This window comes from Pseudomonas sp. KT_2_4, from assembly GCF_041410225.1.
In the GTDB taxonomy this organism is placed as follows: Bacteria; Pseudomonadota; Gammaproteobacteria; order Pseudomonadales; family Pseudomonadaceae; genus Aquipseudomonas; species Aquipseudomonas paracarnis.
Map to the genome: position 1 here is coordinate 1,143,225 of NZ_CP166962.1, position 18,310 is coordinate 1,161,534.

14 protein-coding genes are annotated in these 18,310 nt (G+C 59.6%); 9 read left to right on the forward strand and 5 right to left on the reverse strand.

All coding sequences use genetic code 11. From position 1 onward, the window contains the following. The first annotated feature begins 52 nt into the window (after positions 1-52). Positions 53-5,194, forward strand: a complete 5,142-nt coding sequence (locus AB9N64_RS05130) for a dermonecrotic toxin domain-containing protein (RefSeq protein ID WP_371360018.1) — start codon at positions 53-55, stop codon at positions 5,192-5,194. A gap of 19 nt (positions 5,195-5,213) precedes the next feature. Here the strand turns inward: AB9N64_RS05130 and AB9N64_RS05135 are convergent, their stop codons facing one another. Then, positions 5,214-5,483: a PepSY domain-containing protein gene (locus tag AB9N64_RS05135; protein ID WP_014718736.1), complete on the reverse strand. Its 270-nt coding sequence runs from the start codon at positions 5,481-5,483 to the stop codon at positions 5,214-5,216. A 148-nt stretch (positions 5,484-5,631) separates the two neighbouring features. Here AB9N64_RS05135 and AB9N64_RS05140 point away from each other — a divergent pair, with 148 nt between their 5' ends. The 7 genes from AB9N64_RS05140 to AB9N64_RS05170 all read left to right on the forward strand — a co-directional run bounded on the left by AB9N64_RS05140 (position 5,632) and on the right by AB9N64_RS05170 (position 11,637). Then, positions 5,632-6,630: a FecR family protein gene (locus AB9N64_RS05140; protein ID WP_014718737.1), complete on the forward strand. Its 999-nt coding sequence runs from the start codon at positions 5,632-5,634 to the stop codon at positions 6,628-6,630. A gap of 314 nt (positions 6,631-6,944) precedes the next feature. Continuing rightward, a complete protein-coding gene (locus AB9N64_RS05145) occupies positions 6,945-7,403 on the forward strand; it encodes a hypothetical protein (RefSeq protein ID WP_014718738.1) in 459 nt (152 codons plus the stop codon). Then, positions 7,403-7,954 (forward strand): hypothetical protein, encoded by a 552-nt coding sequence (locus AB9N64_RS05150; RefSeq protein WP_032901655.1) that lies wholly within the window; start codon positions 7,403-7,405, stop codon positions 7,952-7,954. The genes AB9N64_RS05145 and AB9N64_RS05150 overlap by 1 nt, the downstream gene beginning before the upstream one ends. 68 nt (positions 7,955-8,022) lie before the next feature. Continuing rightward, a complete protein-coding gene (locus tag AB9N64_RS05155) occupies positions 8,023-8,757 on the forward strand; it encodes a hypothetical protein (protein WP_371360019.1) in 735 nt (244 codons plus the stop codon). Positions 8,758-8,818: 61 nt separating this feature from the next. After that, positions 8,819-9,499, forward strand: coding sequence for a C39 family peptidase (locus AB9N64_RS05160; RefSeq protein WP_020301091.1), 681 nt, complete (start codon positions 8,819-8,821; stop codon positions 9,497-9,499). A gap of 37 nt (positions 9,500-9,536) precedes the next feature. Further along, positions 9,537-10,280, forward strand: coding sequence for a hypothetical protein (locus tag AB9N64_RS05165; protein WP_371360020.1), 744 nt, complete (start codon positions 9,537-9,539; stop codon positions 10,278-10,280). Positions 10,281-10,329: 49 nt separating this feature from the next. Beyond that, the gene (locus AB9N64_RS05170) at positions 10,330-11,637 is read left to right on the forward strand and encodes a hypothetical protein (protein ID WP_014718742.1); all 1,308 of its coding nucleotides are present in this window, start codon (positions 10,330-10,332) and stop codon (positions 11,635-11,637) included. 1,298 nt (positions 11,638-12,935) lie between these two features. Here AB9N64_RS05170 and AB9N64_RS05175 read toward each other — a convergent pair. Continuing rightward, positions 12,936-14,258, reverse strand: coding sequence for a sigma-54 dependent transcriptional regulator (locus AB9N64_RS05175; RefSeq protein WP_102666935.1), 1,323 nt, complete (start codon positions 14,256-14,258; stop codon positions 12,936-12,938). Positions 14,259-14,602: 344 nt separating this feature from the next. On the opposite strand from AB9N64_RS05175, the gene AB9N64_RS05180 reads away from it, so the two are divergent. Further along, positions 14,603-14,863 (forward strand): hypothetical protein, encoded by a 261-nt coding sequence (locus tag AB9N64_RS05180; RefSeq protein ID WP_014718744.1) that lies wholly within the window; start codon positions 14,603-14,605, stop codon positions 14,861-14,863. Between the two features lie 67 nt (positions 14,864-14,930). On the opposite strand, the gene AB9N64_RS05185 is transcribed toward AB9N64_RS05180, so the two are convergent. Genes AB9N64_RS05185 through gnd form a run of 3 tightly spaced genes read right to left on the reverse strand, consistent with a single transcriptional unit; the run spans position 14,931 to position 18,255 of the window. Next, positions 14,931-15,755, reverse strand: a complete 825-nt coding sequence (locus tag AB9N64_RS05185) for a Cof-type HAD-IIB family hydrolase (RefSeq protein WP_014718745.1) — start codon at positions 15,753-15,755, stop codon at positions 14,931-14,933. Further along, positions 15,752-17,275, reverse strand: a complete 1,524-nt coding sequence (gene zwf / locus AB9N64_RS05190) for a glucose-6-phosphate dehydrogenase (protein WP_014718746.1) — start codon at positions 17,273-17,275, stop codon at positions 15,752-15,754. The genes AB9N64_RS05185 and zwf overlap by 4 nt, the downstream gene beginning before the upstream one ends. After that, positions 17,272-18,255 carry a phosphogluconate dehydrogenase (NAD(+)-dependent, decarboxylating) gene (gnd, locus tag AB9N64_RS05195; protein ID WP_019817573.1) on the reverse strand — a complete coding sequence of 328 codons (984 nt, stop codon included), beginning with the start codon at positions 18,253-18,255 and terminating at the stop codon, positions 17,272-17,274. The genes zwf and gnd overlap by 4 nt, the downstream gene beginning before the upstream one ends. Positions 18,256-18,310 lie beyond the last annotated feature (55 nt).

The window sequence follows — 18,310 nt, forward strand, 5'->3', positions numbered from 1 at the left end:
ACCACGGACGCCTGCCTACCCTGTGCTTTTCCTGGCATGCCGGAGACAGGCTGTGGTTCGCTTAACGCCCCCGTATTTCTTCCCTGAGTTTCTCAAACCCCAAGGCAAAGCCTCGCCCACCGCTCGTGAACGTACGCTGGGGCTCACCGCCAAAGACCTTGATTGGCTGTACAACCTATACCTGGCTACCGACGAGTCTCGGCAGGACACAAGCCGGCATGATCACCCCATGCGTGTTGAAAAGGTCCTGATCAACATTTCCGGCAAGCCCCCCATTCCCCTTGCCGGCGCGTTCGCGATCAGCCCGACACCCGACGCCGCCAAGGCATTGCTCTACACCCCGGATAACGGCATACAGGTCTATGACAGCCACGCTGCCCTGCTGAGCGAATTGATCGAGCAATTGGAAGACCCACTGCAGAGCGCCCCTTTGCTGAGCTACCTGTCGATGGACCAACGCAATGCGCTGGGCGCTGACACGCCCATGGTGTTGACCACTCAGCTCATCGAAGGTGAAGTCATGCCGGAGCAAGCACGCATGCTCCAGGCCTGCCAGCTGGATAACGTCAAGGCCATGCTCGACCACCTGCAAAAAACCCCGACCTTGCCTGACATGCTCGACACGCTGCTGAGCGTCATGGCCCGCCCCCATTTCAAACACCTGGATCAACGGGACACACGGGTCAATGTCTTAACCCGCGAAGCTGAGCAAGCAACGCCACGTTGGGTCAACTCGCAGACCTTGAGCGAAGCGCTGCTGCAATTTTATGTGCGTCACAGGTGGCCCAAAGGGCAGATACGCGAATACTCGAACCCAAAACATGACACCACTGGTTTCACTGCCTCCGAACGGGAAGAAGATCACCGGCGTTGGGAGGCCTTGATCGAACAAAGCTCCAGTACTTTCTCGAAGCTGTTGGAAAGCCTGTTGCAGACCTACTGGAATGAAGATATCGACAGCGGCACCTCGCGCGTGGATTTTTTTGCTCAAGGCGTGGCGCAGAAGTTTCGCCTCGATGTGTTGCTCAAGCGCCAGGGCGAGATTATTACCGCCGAGGAAAGCCACGCACTTCAGGCCCTGTTCCTCAGCGACCAAAGCGCCCGCAGCGCCCATGCCGAAAACCTCAGCGTGGAAAAGGTGCGCCTTTATGCCCCTCATCAACATTACGTTGAACCAGCGAGCACCTTGATGATCACCGAGCACCACGCGTACCTCTACACCCAATCGCGCGGGTTACAGGTGCTGGAAAACCTCGACGACCTCAAAGACCGGTTACTGAGCATGCTCAAGGCCGAAGGCTACGAGGACGAATGGCTCAACTTCCTCTCATTGGATGAGCGCGACACGCTGCTCGGCCTGGACCCGATCACCATCGCGGCAAGGCCGATACCCGGCAATGTGTTCGTGACCTTGGTACAAGACATTGCGCGCAAGCAAACGGACAACCTTAACCACGCCCTGGAAATCTACCGGCGCAGCGATGGCCAAGTGGACCTCACAGCCCTGCTCGACAGTGCCCTGGACGTACGTGCCTTGCTGGACAATCAACTGGCCACACTAGAGACCAACGGGCGCTGGACCTTGCATCCGGTCACCCGTGGTAATGGCCGCCCTACGACCGTCAAGGCCGAGCGCGCCCGGCTGCAGCTTCAGAACCTGCGGGCGATTGAGCGTGCGCTGGCGATGGAGCGCGCGCACCACCCGACCTTACGTAGCATCGTCGCTGACACGCTCAACGCTGAACTGCAACTGCAGCAACAGTCAGTCAAAGCCGAAGAGGTGTTTATCAATACCTACGCCACGCGTGCCCAGGAGCGTGAAGAGCGTGCGACAGTGCAGTCATTGAGCATGCTTGAGCACTTCATTGAACGCCTGGCCCAAGAGGCGCCTGCGGTGCCCTTCTCGTCCAGGACGAAGTTCTATACGCGGGGCGAAGGCAATGTCTTCGTGCATTTGCCAAGCATGACGCTCAAGACGTTCAACACCGTCATCGAGCGCGTCCTGCTGCTGTTTTCCAAGCACGCCATGCGCCAGCAACCCCATGAGTTTCTGGTCAAGACTCACGCCAAACACGCCCACTCGATGCTGGTGGGGTTACGCAGCGAAGCCGAGCTGAGGTCGCTGGATAAAACCCTGGCGCCCACAAGCCAGGCCATTCTCGACACGCTATTTCAGCCCGACAGTCTGTCGCGCTTGACACGCCATGGCCTTAACGGTTTTTTGCCGGATGCCTATGGGTTGACGTTGGACTTGAACGCCGTCGATACGCCACAACCGCTGGCCAATACGTTCGTGATTACTGAGCGCGGCGGTATCGACCCGCAGCGCTCGGGCCAGGCGCTGCTCTGGACCCCGCGCCTGGGCTACGAAGTCTTTGCCTCGATCAACGCCCTGCGCGATGAAATCACCCAGCGCCTGGCGCACCCGATCAACAGCTTGAGCCTGCTGGAAAATCTGCCGTTCAGCTTGCGCGAGCCCCATCAGGCATTTCGCCAGGGCCCGCTGCAACGTATTGATCAGGACCTGTTGAATGACCGAGTAGACAGCTACAACGACGCGGTCATGGAAGGCGTGGATCACCTGCGATCCATGGGCCTGCGCGCCCGTGCCTTGCAGGATCGGTTGGACGCCGTCATCGAACAGCCTCCGCCCACCAACCTTGGCAGGGCAATCACACTGGCCGATGCCATGGTCAACCAGCAGGCACTGCCGGTGTGGCTGGGTATGGCGCCGGCCCAGGACCAAATCCACCAGGCTGAACTTCTGGAGCAGTACTGCAACAACGCCGACGAGGAACATGACTACCTGCATGACATCCAACCCCTGCGTGCTTATGCCTTCACCACGCTGATGACGCTGCTTGAGGCGCGCTTTCCCGGCCAGGCGCTCAACCCCGATCACATCCTGATCCCCACCGATGCAGTGCTCGATGTGAATGTCGACAACCTGACCGACTTTGCGTTGCGGCACTGGCCAAATCTGACGGTTCAACACATCCGCCCACGTTCACGCACGGCAAAGCCATTACCGCAAGCCCTGGACGCAAGTGCCGTAATACAAATGGTGCGACAGCTGGATCTCAAAAGCGCTTATCAGCAACAGGTGCGAAGCCACCTTGAGGCGCAAACCGATGATGCACGCCAACGCAGGCGTCTGTTTTGCCGTCAGTTGCCGTGGCAAGCGCTGCAACACGCCGACGAGCAACGGTTGCAGGAGCGGCTTTCCACCCGAGCCTTGAGCCTGGTCCAGCAGATTTTCGATATGCCGGACACCGTGGCCCGAGCTTCACTCAGCGGGACCACGGCGATGATTCGACCGCTGGAACTGATCGCCACCGAAGGCGCCAGTACCGCCAAGGTGCTGGGTGTGTACCTGATCGGCCCGCAGTTTCCTGGCGAGGGTCCATGGGTGCTCTACGCGCCGTACAGCGAACAGCATGTGTTCAAGGAATACGCGGATGAAACGGCCTTGCTGGATGAGATACAAAGGCCCGGCATCCTGCAGGACTGGGTGCTTATGCACCTGGAAGATCCGCACCAGGCCACTTACCGCCATTTGCTGAAAAACAACCAGCATAGCCCGTCCGATATCCGCCTGGCCGCTTCGGCAGTGACGGGCAATGTGCTGCATTACCTGTTCAGCGAGAACACATTGATGTTGCTCAAGGTACTGGGCAGCCAATTCGAAGAAGGCACCAAGACCTTGTGGGATCATGCGACCCGCTTGTTCGGCACGCAAATCCCGACGGCGGTGCAGTTCATGGCCGGCAAACTCGCCTACCCGCTGGTGGTATGGCGTAGCTACACCTTGTTCAAGCGCTCGGCCGAAGCCTTGCAGCTACACCAGTGGCAGGCTGCATTCAAGGATTTCGTCAGGGGCGTGGCGCAAATGGCCGCCCTGCGCAGTGCGCTGGACGGCACCGCCCTTGCCCCACCCACTGAAAAGGAGCGCTCGCTGGCCGAGCTGACAGATGAGTCACTGCCCGCAGCCACCACCCTCGCCACCTGGCATGTCACCTGCCCTTCGCGCACCCGGCTGCAACCGTTCGAGGCACAGGACGTGGCGTTGCAAGACCTGAAAAAGAGCACGCTCAGCCAGGTGTATGAAGACCAGAAAAACGCGAAATACTACGTGCCGCTGGCCGGCAAGGTGTATAGCGTCAAGAACGCCGCACAACATTGGCGCCTCGCCAACGACGAGCAGGTGGGGCCGTACATCGGCCGTAATGCGCAGGGCATATGGGTACTGAAGCTGGACGGCCAGGAGCCGCGCTTCGGCAGGGCCCAGTCGTACCTCAAGACGTGGCGCAATGAGGTACGGGACATCAACATTGAAGCGGTCGGTATCCGCGATATTGGCGCGTTGACCTATTGGAAAGCCCAGGCCATCACCGAAGCGTTGAACTTTGCGACTTATTACGCGCTGAACTGCCGCCGCAACGTTGCGCAATTTGCTGTACAACGCGACCCTGACAGCCGGGTTGGGCGATTTTTAGGGGAAATGTTTGGTGTCGTCACACTGACCCCGGACCAAGTCTTGAGAGTCACAAAAATAATCGACGAGATCATCGATGAACTCACCGACCCCAGCTTGACCGGTCCGAACTCCATGCGTTTTGTCGCGGGCACCAGCCGACAGGACCCGGCGTCGGATTATGCATTCATGATTCCCGCTGACACAGAACGCAAGCTGTATCTTCTGAGCCGATTCTTCGACCCTAATCTGGACGTCTACCAGAACCGTCTGCTGGAGAATGTGGCGTTCAACATATCGACGCACGCCAGGGCCAGCACGCTGATTCACGAATTATCGCACTTGAAGCTCGACACCGTGGACATTGCCTACCTGGACAGCATGCGACCCTTCCCAGACTTGATCAATATCGAAAGGCCCGGCGCCGAAGTGCTTAAAACCACCCTGGAGGATCTGCGCAGCACCGCGTTATCGACGATGACGCCTGCAACGATGCTGTTCAAGACTCAAGACACCCTCACCGAACTGTGGGAAGACTTCAAACCAGGTTCTGCAATTGAAAAGAAAATTTTCAAGGCCACCGGTGCCAAGACCTTGCAGGACGCGAGGATCATTTTCATGTCAGTCCCTGATAAACGGATTGACACCATTCTGGCCAACGCCGACTCGGTGACGTACCTGATCACCCATCTTGGCCGCCAGGTGGAGCCGGGCGCCTGAACGGCCCCCGGCGAGTGCATCAGTCTTTCTGGTCACGCAGCACGTTACCGGAAGCGCCATCGATGCGCGCCTCATACACGATGCCATCGGACTTGCGACCTTTGACTTCCCAATAGCCATTGTCATCCGCTTCAGCGGCGTAGACCTCAATGTAGCCGGCCTTGGTTTTCGCCACCTCGATGGCTTTCTCAATGGTGATCCAGCCTGCACCCGGCTTGTCGGCCATGGCGGCGCCAGCGCTCAACAGCGCGGAAGTAGCACACAGGGCGATCAAGGTTTTCTTCAACATTTTCGTACTCCATAGTGGACGACAGGTTAATTCCTGAATTTTTAGGCGCACACAAACAAGAATAAGTTCCAATTGATGTGCAATCGCCATGATGCGGTTCTCGCCGTCCACCTTGGGAGGTTAGAATGTGGGAAATCAGGATGAGTTAATGAGCGAAAAGCCCCTTTCAGAAACCGAATATGACGCCATCACCGACGCCGCCGCGCATTGGTGCATGCGCCTGCATGCTGCAGATTGCACGGCGGGCGAACGTCAGGCTTTTACCCAGTGGCACGATGCCCATCCGCTGCACGCCTTCGAATATGCAGCCATGCTCGAGATCTGGGACGTGGCCGACCACCTGCCCCGCGACAAGCCTGAGGCGGTGGTGGTCCCAATCAAGAAGCCAGCCAGCCGCTTGCGCACCTACGCGGTGGCCGCAGCGGTGTGCCTGGCGGCATTGCCGCTTGCCGCCTTCACCGGCTGGGAAGCGGGCTGGTTGCCCAGCTCCTATGAACGGTTCGAAGCAGCCAATGGCTTGAAAAAAGTCACCCTGGGCGATGGCAGCCAAGTGGAGTTGAACCTGGGCACCGAGTTGGTCTACAGCCATTACAAGGACCAGCGCCGTGTCACCCTGAAAAAGGGCGAAGCGTTCTTCAACGTCACGCACGACAGCCACCACCCGTTTATCGTGCGGGCCGGCGAAGGCCAGGTGCGAGTGACCGGCACGCAATTCAATGTCTGGGAATATGAAAATCAGGTGCGGGTGATGTTACTGGAGGGCTCGGTGCAGATCTCCAGCGACGGCGAGCATGCCAGTGTGCCGCTTAGCCCAGGCATGCAAGCCAGTTTCCATCAGGGTGACGCGACCCCGCAGGTCGCCGCTATCAATCCCGATGACACCGCGCTGGCATGGCGCCAGGGCAAGCTGGTGCTCGACAACCTGACCCTCACGGACGCCTTGCCCCTGATCAACCGCTACCTGAAAAAGCCGGTGATGCTCGCAGACGCCAGTACCGGCGCGATTCGCGTCGGCGGTATCTACAACATCAATGAGGTCAACAACCTCGTGCCCTCCCTGCCCAAGGTGTTGCCGGTGTACCTGACACAAAACCAGGACGGCAACCCCGTGCTCAACTCCATTCCCCGTAAAGCCCCCAAGGGCTGAGCCCGCTCGCACGAAGCGGGACGTTTGGGCCGCAGGTGTCCATTTTTGAAACACCTCCCTCACCTGCATCGCCCGCCGTATGCGGATTCATGGTTCTGTCACAGGCAGTGTTACATGGCTGAGACAGCGTGAGATGAGCATGGGCCTATCTCAGGCTTTTGAGACTGTTTCAACCCTGATACAGGGTTGCCATCACTTTGCCTCGACTTTCTCCCAACCCCTTGAATAACCACATTTAATAAAAAGCGGCACGCCTTCTGCTCTTTCCCTGACAACGCTGTTTAGGGTCAGCGTTAAGAATAAGGACTGCCGCCGTGAACACACTCACACACACCTCGTCGATAAACGTACTGCTGATCAGTTGCGTGCTCAGTGCAGGTGTCAGCCTGACGAGCCAGGCGGGTGACGGTGTGATCGTGACCGGGCGTACGGTGCAGGGCCACATGTACGGGCGCACCTCGCTGCCCGACCCCTACCCCAACACCGCCAATGCCAACCCCAGCAAAGAGATCAACAACGCTTTGACCGGCGAACTCAGCGACAGGGATATCGGCGGCATCAGCAGTGGCTCCAGCCTCGCCCGCTCCCTGCAGCCCAACGGCAGCCTGTCGGGCCTGGGCGCCACCCAAAACAGCATGTCGACACTCGGCGCTGGCGCAGCGGCAGGCCATGGTGCGGGCAGCGGCAGCAGCATGGGCGGGCAGATCAGCGACTCGATCCAGCGTGGCATGGCGCCGCTCAACAACCTCGGCAGCATGATGGGGGGCAAGTGATGAAGCGCGCCCTGTTGGTGCTTGCCCTGCTGGGCAGCGCCTCGGCCATGGCCGACAACACCGCCGTGATCAACCACAGCGGCCAGCAATACGACGGCGTGCTGTCGATCAACCAGGCCGCCGGCACGGGGCAACAAATGTCCAACAGCCGCGCCATCGCGCTCGGTGGCCAGGCCACCAACGTCGACATCCAGCGCGTCGACGGCAAGGTCGACCCGTCCCTGAACGCCAAGGCCGCGATCCAGGGCAACTCATTCAGCAGTGGCAACGGCGTACTGGGCATCAACCAGTCTGCCGGGGCTAATAACCAATCCATCAACGCTGTGCGGATCAGCCTCAACCCTGGCCCGCAGAGCATCGATGACAGCGTCCTGTTGCAACAGAACACGACGACGCTGGCAACCGACTCAGGGCTCACCCGCACCACTGGCAGCCGCCAGGTCGTGACCAGCGACCAGGCCTTCACCGGCAGCCGAGGAGTGACACAGGTGAACCAGAGTGCCGGGGTGGGGAACCGAGTGGCTAACACCCTGGGCATCACTATCAAGTAACCGCTTGGTAGACGTTCGTTAGACCGTACCAACACTTAACCAACTAATTAGAAGCAAGGAGAAACACCATGAAACCTCAAATGGCTCTGAAACCAATGGTTTTCGCTCTCGCCGCACTCATGGCTGCTGCTGCTCAAGCGGGTGGCTGGCATCCAACCCCACAACCCACCGGTACTGTGGCCGCTGTGGTCACTGACGTACAGAAAAGCGAACACAACAAATTCGACGACACCAACACCGAGAACAACGCATCAGCCGACAACTCGGTAAATAGCAACAGCGGTAATGTCGGGGTCAACGCACAATCAGGTTCCGGCAACCAGGCTGACAACGCCGGCGCCATTTCCAGTGCCAAAGGCGACTTCGCCACCGTGTTTGCCGTGATCGATGTCAACCAAGGCAGCTCGCATAACAACTTCGTCAACAAAGGCACGCAAAACAACGCCTCCCTGGACGGTTCCATCACCGGCAACTCCGGCAACGTGGGTTACAACGGCCAGGCCGGCCAGGGGAACCAGGGTAAAAACAACCTGGCCATCACCACCGCTGACGGCAAGAACATCGCAGCAGCGTCCAACACCGAGCAGAACTCGCTCAACAACAGCTACCTGAACACGGCCGCCAGCAGCCATGGTTATGGCAAGCCTCAATACGTGTCCAACAACGCAAGCCTCGACAACTCGGTTAACCGCAACTCCGGCAACGTAGGTGTCAACCTGCAATCGGGTGCGGGCAACCAAGGCAGCAACAGCCTGTCGATCGGCCAAGGTTGCAGCGTCTGCGCCAGCGGCGTGCGCTTCTGATCCAACGGGGCCTTGGCGACAAGGCCCTTTTTTATTCCAGTGTCCAACAGGTCATTCGATCATGCGTATCGCGACCCTCACCCTCCTGATGTTACTCACCGGCACGACCTGGGCAGGCACCATGGCGATTTCCGCCATGCCCGGCGGTGCGGTGATTTTCAAGAAGGTCGAGAGCATTCGCGAGCGCCGGTTCGCCAACCTGGTGGAACAGAAAACCGACTTCAGCTGCGGTGCCGCAGCACTCGCCACCATCCTGCGCCAGGCCTATTGGCTGGACGTCGACGAAGCACACATCATCAAAGGCATGCTGGTCACCGCCGACCAGGACCTGGTGCGAACCCAGGGCTTTTCCATGCTGGACATGAAGCGCTACCTCGAGAGCATCGGCATGCGTGCCCGGGGCTACAAGATCGCGCCTGAGACCCTGCTGACCGTGAAAATCCCCGTGGTGGTGCTGCTGGAAATTCGCGGCTACAAGCACTTCGTGGTGTTGCAACGGGCCGACAAGGACTGGGTGTACATCGGCGACCCCGTATTGGGCCACAAGCGCTATTCCCGTGACGATTTCGTCAAAGGCTGGAATGGCATTGTCTTCGCCGTACTGGGTGAGGGTTACGACAAGGCCAACGTCTTGCTCGACCCGCCCCTGCCGCTGACCGCCAAGAGCCAGATGAATGAGTTCAGGCCTGTGGGCGATGCCGAGCTGATGGATTTCGGTTTTATCCAGAGCGACTTCTTCTAGAAGCGCAATAAGGGGCAGGACGCCCCAGGAGCAGCAGATGAACACTTCCCGTTGGCTGACGGTCTTGTGTCTGGCCGCCTCAATGCCTGCTTATGCGTCCTCGGGGTTCAAGCCCATCGAACTCAAGGACGCCGAAATGGCCGAGCTGCGCGGCCGTTATGTGATGCCGGGACGCATCATCAGCTTTGGCATTGTCATGAGCAGCACCTGGACCAATGCCGAAGGTAGCAACATCACCGGCACGGCCAACATGCAGATCGACAAGACCACCATTACGCCACAGTTCTACGTGCAAACCACCGGCTCGACCGGTACCGGCACGCGCCCCAACACGGGCACCGGAAATGTGGTCGGTGGTGCCGGCCTCGGCAGCGGCCAGGGCGTGACCCAAAGTGTACGCACCGCCGGCGATGGCAACGCCGCCTACAACAATGTGGGCATCAACGTCGAAAATGGGGTCACCCCCGCCAATAACCTGCAGTCCGGCCAGGTGCTGGTGGCGGGCGGTACAGTGACCGGGGACAGCGCCGCGGGCCGTGTCAGCGTATCGGCCAACAGTGGCGGCGTGCAGATGGCCATCCAGGCCAAACACAACCAGGGCAACAGCCTGCAGCAGATCGGCGCGGGGAACGTGCTGCAGGGCACGGTATTGACCGGCGATAGCAACCTTGTCAGAAACATCACCCAGATCAACGTGGTGATGAACAATAACGGGCTGAACAACGCCGCGTTGAACTGCAACCTGGATCAACTCAAAGGCCTACGCACGCTCGGTTATTGAACTACGCTGACCCTCGACACTTACGCATTAGAAAAGGACGGCTTATTTCATGCATCGATCGTTATCGCTACGTGCGGTGGTTTGTTTGAGTACGCTCTTGCCCGCATCCGTGCTGTATGCCGCGCCAGACGCTGACATCGAAACCCTGAAGAAGGAACTGCTGGAACTCAAGCAACGCTACGACGTGCAGCAAAAAGCCTTGGCCGTGCTGGAGCAACGTGTGCGCCAGGTCGAGGACCAACCGGCAACGCCCGCCCCCAGGCGCCTGGCCAAATCACCGGCCGACTTCAAGAACGGCGCTAACACTGTCGCGGCTAGCGGTACCGGCGCAGCCGCGGCATCCGGTGGCGCTGGCGGGGGTGGCAGCTCCTACGGCCAGGCCCTCAAGGACGACTCGGCCCCTGCGCAAAGTGTGAGCAACCTGTACAACGAGGCCAGCGGCTTTTTCGGCAATGGCAAGTTCAGCGTGGAAACCGGCATCACCTATGCCCGTTATGACGCGCGCCAGTTGACGCTCAATGGTTTCCTGGCGCTGGACTCGATTTTCCTGGGCAACATCAACCTGGACCGGATCAAGTCCGACAGCTGGACCCTGGACCTTACCGGGCGCTACAACGTCGACAACCGCTGGCAGTTCGACCTGAACGTGCCGGTGGTGTACCGCGAGTCCACCTACCAGTCGGGCGGCGCCGGCAACGACGCCACGGCCACCTCCGAAGGTTCCGTGACCCGTGACCCGACCATCGGCGATGTCAACTTTGGCGTGGCCTACAAGTTCCTCGACGAAACCCCGACCTTGCCCGATGCGGTGGTGTCGGTGCGCGTCAAGGCCCCGACGGGCAAAGAGCCCTTCGGCATCAAACTGGTCAAGCAACCTAACAACGATAACCTCTACGTGCCCGAAAGCCTGCCCACGGGTAACGGGGTCTGGTCGGTCACGCCGGGCATCTCCCTGGTCAAGACCTTCGACCCGGCCGTGCTGTTCGGTTCGTTGTCGTACACCCACAACTTTGAAGATTCTTTCGATGACATCAGCAGCGAAGTCAATCAGAAGGTAGGAGGCAAGGTACGCCTGGGCGACAGCTTCCAATTCGGGGTCGGCGTCGCCTTTGCCTTGAACGAGAAGATGAGCATGTCGTTCTCGGTTTCCGACCTGGTGCAGCGCAAGAGCAAGCTCAAGCCCGATGGCGGCGACTGGCAATCAGTGGTGTCCAGCGATGCCAACGCCGGCTATTTCAACGTGGGCATGACGATTGCCGCCTCGGATAACCTGACCATCGTGCCGAACCTGGCGATTGGGATGACCGATGATGCGCCGGACTTTACGTTCAGCCTGAAATTCCCGTATTACTTCTGATTGGTTTGCCTGCGGGCGGTGTGTCAGTTACTGCATCTGTGACTGCACTCCCGCTATCGCAGGCAAGCCAGCTCCCACATTGGCCATGCATTGCCCACAAAATCAGCGCCTGACACAAATCCCCTGTGGGAGCGGGCTTGCCCGCGAAGGCGGAGTGTCAGTCACTGAATCTCTAACTGAACCACCGCTATCGCAGGCAAGCCAGCTCCCACATTGGCCCTGTATTGCCCACAGAATCAGCGCCTGACACAAATCCCCTGTGGGAGCGGGCTTGCCCGCGAAGGCGGAGTGTCAGTCACTGAATCTCTAACTGAACCACCGCTATCGCAGGCAAGCCAGCTCCCACATTCGCCCTGTATTGCCCACAGAATCAGCGCCTGACACAAATCCCCTGTGGGAGCGGGCTTGCCCGCGAAGGCGGTGTGTCAGTTGCTGCATCTGTGACTGCACTACCGCTTTCGCAGGCAAGCCAGCTCCCACATTCGCCATGCATTGCCCACAGAATCAGCGCCTGACACAAATCCCATGTGGGAGCGGGCTTGCCCGCGAAGGCGGAGTGTCAGTCACTGAATCTCTAACTGAACCACCGCTATCGCAGGCAAGCCAGCTCCCACATTGGCCATGCATTGCCCACAAAATCAGCGCCTGGCACAAATCCCATGTGGGAGCGGGCTTGCCCGCGAAGGCGGAGTGTCAGTCACTGAATCTCTAACTGAACCACCGCTATCGCAGGCAAGCCAGCTCCCACATTGGCCCTGTATTGCCCACAGAATCAGCGCCTGACACAAATCCCCTGTGGGAGCGGGCTTGCCCGCGATGGCGGTGTGTCAGTTGCTGCATCTGTGACTGCACTACCGCTTTCGCAGGCAAGCCAGCTCCCACATTGGCCATGCATTGCCCACAAAATCAGCGCCTGACACAAATCCCCTGTGGGAGCGAGCTTGCCCGCGAAGGCGGAGTGTCAGTCACTGAATCTGTGACTGCACTACCGCTTTCGCAGGCAAGCCAGCTCCCACATTGGCCCTGTATTGCCCACAGAATCAGCGCCTGACACAAATCCTGTGGGAGCGGGCTTGCCCGCGATGGCGGTGTGTCAGTTGCTGCATCTGTGACTGCACTACCGCTTTCGCAGGCAAGCCAGTTCCCACATTGGCCCTGTATTGCCCACAGAATCAGCGCCTGACACAAATCCCCTGTGGGAGCGGGCTTGCCCGCGATGGCGGTGTGTCAGTTGCTGCATCTGTGACTGCACTACCGCTTTCGCAGGCAAGCCAGCTCCCACATTGGGTTTACCCGCCCTAGCGGATCTGGTGTTTATGCAGCAACCGGTAGAACGTCGGCCGGGAAATCCCCAGTACACGGGCCGCGACACTTAGGTTGTCGCTGTGCCGGTTGAGCACATCGCACAACGCCTGACGTTCGGCACGGTGTTTGTAGTCTTCCAATGTCGCCATCGGCGCCGACATGGCTTGCTGGCCTTGCAGCCCCAGGTCAGCCGCTTCGATCTGCCGCCCTTCGGCCAGTACCAGGCCACGCCGCACGCGGTTGGCCAGTTCACGCACATTGCCCGGCCACGGGTGTTGCCCCATCGCCACCAAGGCCTCTTCGCTGAAACTGCGCGGGCGCCGTCCGGTTTCCTGGCTGTAAAAACGTGAAAAGTGGTTGGCCAGCATCGCCACGTCACCATGGCGTTCGCGCAACGGCGCGGTGACCACTTGCAGCACATTCAGGCGGTAATACAAGTCTTCGCGAAAGGCGCCCTTCTCTACCGCAGCCTCAAGGTTGACGTGAGTGGCGGCCAACACCCGTACATCCACCGGGATCGGCTGGCTGCCGCCAACGCGTTCGATGTGTTTTTCCTGAAGAAAGCGCAACAAGTTGGCTTGCAGCTCCATCGGCAGATCGCCGATTTCATCGAGGAACAGGGTGCCGCCGTTGGCCGCTTCAATACGCCCGATCTTGCGCTGATGGGCGCCGGTAAACGCGCCTTTTTCGTGACCGAACAGCTCGGACTGGATCAGGTGTTCAGGAATAGCGCCACAATTGATCGCGACAAACGGCTTGGCATGCCGCTGGGATTGGCGGTGCAGGGTCTTGGCCACCAACTCTTTGCCCGTGCCACTGTCACCGCGGATCAACACCGGGGATTCAGTCGGCGCCAACTTGGACAACAATTTGCGCAGCTCACGAATGGGGCGGCTCTCGCCCAGCAATTCATGGGGCTCATCCACCGGCGCGTGGCCCTTGCCACGCAGGCGCGCCATGCCGAACGCGCGACCCAGGGTCACCTGTACCCGGGACACATCGAAGGGTAAGGTATGGAAGTCGAAAAACCATTCGCAGACAAAATCGCCGACGTTCTGCAAACGCAGTACATCCTGGCTGAGCACGGCGATCCACTCGGTGCCGCTGCGACCAATCAACTCCTTGACCGCTTCGGGGCGCTCCAGGTGATCCCGCTGCAAGCGCAGCAGGCCCACATCGCAGGAGCGCTCCCCCACCGCCTCCAAGGCACAGCTGTCTACTTCCCAGCCGGCGGTGCGTAAACCGGGTAATAACCCGTGGCAATCGTCACAGGGGTCGACCACCAATAAGCGGCGTTGGGCGGGTGTCGCAATCATGACTATTCCTTGGCGCCAAGATTGTTAAAGTTATTTAGAAACAACAGTTTGTGGCGACCGTTGGTAACCCTAGCAAGATCTTGACGCTTTCCTTGTACCCTTTCGCTATAAGTGCGGGCAAAAAGCCATGCTTGTTTCGTAGCACGCCGAAAGTTGCTCGTCAGTGAAACGCTTATGGCGCTTTCAAAACAGCCGCTTACATGACGTCAATCAGGAAAAGTTAAATTTTCTTGCCCTAGCATGTGACCCGCACGCCACCATCGTGCATCAGTACAAGTAACCCACCGCACGGTCAGCCCAACCGCCGGTACTCACTTGAATGGGCATACAGAGAGAAGACCCAAATGAACGCTCCGCTGCGCATCAACGAAGCTCTTTTGATTGCAGACCGTGCTTTCCAGCCCTTTCAGTGCGTGGCCTGGCACGATGGCGTCGGCGCCCTCAGCCTGAGCGTCATCGACCGTACCAACACCCGCATCGGCAGCAAACAGCTGTCCTGCACTGCGTATACCGACCCGGCCCAACTTGAAAACCTGTTGTTACAGGCCCGCGCCGAGCTCGATAAAGATGGCCACCAGTTGCAGTCCTGGGCAATGCCGAAGTAATGCAATGCGGCAACTTCCAGCCAACGCCAAACATCGGCTGGAAGTTGCGCACTAAAACGTCAGTTACTTAGCGTGCCGCGAGAATAAACCGTTCGAACGCCTCGGCAGCGCCGTCCTCGACATTGCTGCCGGTCACCACATTGGCCTGGCGCTTGACGGTTTCTTCGGCCTGGCCCATGGCAATCGACAATCCCGCCACATGAAACATCGCCGGGTCATTGCCACCGTCACCAATTGCAGCGGTTTGCGCAAGCGGCACGCCCAGGTGCTCGGCCAGGGTTTTCAAGGCTTCGCCTTTGTTGGCCAGCATCGCGGTCACGTCCAGATACACCGGCTGCGAACGCGATACCTGGGCCAACCCCTGCACTTTCGGCTGCAATTGCGCCTCCAGCTCCACCAGCAACTGGGTGTTGTTGCTGGCGGCGACGATCTTGTCGACCCGGTCCAGGTAAGGCTCGAAACTCTCCACCACCACCGGCCCATAGCCCAAGCCGTCGGCTTCGCGCTGCACCATGGGCCCGGGCGGATCACGGCGCAGCCAGTCGCCATCGGCAAACACCCAGACTTCCACGTCCGGCTCGGCCGAAAACAGCGCCAGGGTGATCAGCGCCGCTTCCGCCGGCAGATGGTGAGCAACCAGGATGCTGCCATCCGGGTTGACCAACGTACCGCCATTAAAGCCAGCCACCGGCACATCGATGCCAAAGGTCTCGATCAAATGCCGCATGGCTTTGGGCGGACGCCCGCTGGCCAGGCTGAAAAGCACCCCGGCCTCGCGCATGGCGCGAATGGCATCGGCGGTGCGTTGGCTGAGGCTGTGGTCGGGATGCAATAGCGTCCCGTCCACATCACTGAGGACAAACCGGATGGGTTGAATCGTCGCGTCACTCATCCGAGGCTATGCCAAGCGCGGCCATCGCGGGCCAGCAAGGCATCGGCCGCTGCTGGGCCATCCTCACCAGCCTTGTAAGCCTGGATACCGTCATCTTCCTTCCATGCATCCAGGAACGGCTGCACCGCACGCCAACCGTTCTCGATGTTGTCGGCGCGCTGGAACAAGGTCTGGTCGCCGGTCATGCAGTCGTAGATCAGGGTTTCGTAACCCGTCGACGGTTGCATCTCGAAGAAGTCCTTGTAGTCAAAGCCCAATTCGATATTGGCCATCTCCAGGGTCGGCCCAGGCTGCTTGGCCAACAGGTCGAACCACATGCCTTCGTTCGGCTGGATCTGGATTTTCAGGTAAGTGGGCTTGAGTTCATCGACTTCGGTATCGCGAAATTGCGCATAAGGCGCCTGCTTGAAGCAGATCACGATCTCGGTGTCGCGGATGCTCATGCGCTTGCCGGTGCGCAGGTAAAACGGCACACCGACCCAACGCCAGTTATCAATCATCACTTTGAGCGCGACGAACGTCTCGGTGCTGCTGTCCGGCGCGACGTTGGCTTCTTCGCGATAGCCGGGTAATGGCTTGCCGGCGATTTCGCCGGCGGTGTATTGGCCGCGCACGGAGTTGGCCCGCGCATCCTCCAGCGACCAGGGGCGGATGGCACCGACCACTTTGGCCTTCTCACCCCGCACCGCATCGGCACCAAAGGCGGCCGGCGGTTCCATGGCGACCATCGCCAGCAGCTGGAATAGGTGGTTGGGTACCATGTCCCGCAGTGTGCCGGTCTTCTCGAAGAAGTTGCCCCGGGTTTCAACGCCGACGGTTTCAGCGGCAGTGATTTGCACGTGATCGATGTAGTGGTTGTTCCAGAACGCTTCGAACAGCACGTTGGAGAAACGGCTGACCAGGATGTTCTGCACCGTCTCCTTGCCCAGGTAATGGTCGATGCGGTAGATCTGCTTCTCGCTCATCACCTTGAGCAGGCAGGCGTTGAGCGCCTCGGCGGTGGCCAGGTCGGAGCCGAACGGCTTCTCGATCACCACGCGCCGAAAGCCATCGTCCGTTTCATTCAACAAGCCAGCGCTGCCCAGGCGCTGCACCACTTCACTGAAAAAGCGCGGAGCGGTGGCCAGGTAGAACACCGCATTGGCGGTGCCGCTGTCAGCGATCTTGCTGGCGATATCGGCATAGGTGCTGTCGTCGAGGAAATCGCCCTCGACGTAGCTGATGCCCTTGGCCAATTGTGCCCACAACGCGGGGTCGAGGGCGTTCTCGGCATTGCCCCTGACCTTGCTGGAGGCTTCGGTACGAATGAAGTCCTCAAGTTTCTTGGCAAAGTCCGCGTCGCTGATGGCGTTGTGATCAACGCCGACAATACGCAGGCCATCGCCCAGCAACCCATCGCGGCTCAGGTTGTACAGCGCCGGCATGAGCAGGCGCTTGACCAGGTCGCCATGGGCGCCAAACAGAAACAATGTGGTGGGTGGAGCAGGTTCGGCCTTGGGTTTCTTGCCGTTGGCGGTCATTTTTTGGAAGTCTCCACATGGCCACCAAAGCCGAAGCGCATGGCAGACAGCATTTTGTCACCGTAGGTGCTCTGCTGGCGGGAACGGAAACGCGCGAACAGCGAGGTCGACAACACCGGAACCGGCACCGCCTGCTCCATGGCTGCTTCGATGGTCCAACGACCTTCACCGCTGTCGGCCACGGAGCCCGAGTAGCCGTCAAGTTTGGGGTCGGTGGCCAGGGCATCGGCGGTCAGGTCCAGCAACCAGGACGACACCACGCTGCCACGACGCCAGACTTCGGCGATGTCGCCGACGTTGAGGTCAAAGCGCTGGTCTTCCGGCAGGTTTTCCGAGTTCTTGGTCTTGAGGATGTCAAAACCTTCGGCAAACGCCTGCATCATCCCGTACTCGATGCCGTTGTGGATCATCTTGACGAAGTGCCCCGAACCCGCTGGGCCGGCGTGAATGTAGCCCTGCTCGGCACGTGGGTCGGCAGAGGCCGAACGGTCCTTGGTGCGCGGGATGTTACCCAGGCCCGGCGCCAGGCTTTTGAAGATCGGGTCGAGGCGATTCACGGTCTCGGTGTCACCACCGATCATCATGCAGTAGCCACGTTCCAGGCCCCAGACGCCGCCCGAGGTGCCCACGTCTACATAGTGCAGGCCCTTTTCAGCCAGGGCTTTGCCGCGACGCACGTCGTCCTTGTAGTTGGTGTTGCCGCCGTCGATGATCACATCGCCGTCTTCCAGCAGTTCGCTCAGTGCGTTGATGGTGTCTTCGGTGGGCGCGCCCGCCGGCAACATGACCCAGACAGCACGGGGCTTTTGCAGGCCGGCCACCAGTGCTTTCAAGTCGGCGACGCCGGTGGCGCCCTCCTCGCTCAAGGCTTTGACGAAGGCTTCGTTACGGTCGTATACAACGGTGGTATGCCCATTGAGCATCAGGCGCCGCGCAATGTTACCGCCCATGCGGCCTAGTCCGATAATCCCCAGTTGCATGTGCTGATGCTCCTAACTTCTAAAAAATGTGTGACATAGTTTATAGCGCAATGAG